The organism is Pseudomonas koreensis (genome assembly GCF_012986595.1).
Taxonomy (GTDB): domain Bacteria; phylum Pseudomonadota; class Gammaproteobacteria; order Pseudomonadales; family Pseudomonadaceae; genus Aquipseudomonas; species Aquipseudomonas koreensis.
Genome location: NZ_JAAQYM010000022.1, coordinates 1 through 810, shown reverse-complemented (window position 1 = coordinate 810; position 810 = coordinate 1). Strand labels below are relative to the sequence as shown.

Sequence of the window (810 nt, the reverse complement as noted above, 5' to 3'; positions counted from 1 at the left end):
AAAGAGGAAAGGAGAAGAGAAAAAAAGGGGGAAGGGGGAGGAAGGGAAGGAGGGGGAAGGGAAGAAGGGAAAAAGGGGGGAGGGGGAGAAAGGGGAGGGAGGGAGGAAAAAGGGAAAGAGGAGGGGAAAGGGGGAGAGAGAGAGAAGGGAGGGGAGGAAAAGAGAGGAAGAAGGAAAGAGGGGAAAAGAAGAGAGAGAAAGAGAAGGGGGGGGAGGAAGGGAGGAGAGGAGAAGAGAGGAAGGAGAAAAGGAGGGAGAGAGAGGAAAGGAGAAAAAGAGAAGAAAGAAAAGGGGAGAAGGAGAGGAGGGAGAGAAAGAGAAAGAGGAAAAGGAGAGAGGGGGAGAAGGAGAGGGAGGAGAAGGGGGGAAGGAGAAGAAAGGGGGGGGGGGGAGGGGGGAGGGGGAGGAGGAAAGGGGGGAGGAAGGGAGGGGAGAAAGAGAAAGGAAAGAGGAAAGGAGGGAAGGGAAAGGAGGAGAGGGAAAAGAAAGAGAAAAGAAGGGAGAAAGAAGAAGAGAGGGAAGGGAAAGAGAGGAAAAAGGGAGGAGGGGAAGAAAGAAAAGGGGAAAGGAAAAGAAAGAGGAAGGAAGGGGAGAGAGGGGGAGGGAAGGAAGAAAAGGAAGAAGGGAGGGGAGGGAAAAAGGAGGAAAAAAAAAAAGAGAGAGGGGGAGGAAGGGAGAAAGGAAAGAGAGAAAAAGAGGAGAAAGGGAAGGAGGAAAGGGGAGAAAGGGGAAGAAGAGAAGGAAAAGAGGAAAGGAAGAAAAGGGGGAGAAAAAAGGGAAAGAAAAAGGAGAAAAGGAGAAGGAGAAAAA

1 protein-coding gene is annotated in these 810 nt (G+C 51.2%); it reads left to right on the top strand.

The genetic code is table 11. The features are described from left to right. On the top strand, positions 1-810 hold an 810-nt coding region (locus HBN98_RS28435), incomplete at both ends, for a hypothetical protein (RefSeq protein ID WP_186352949.1).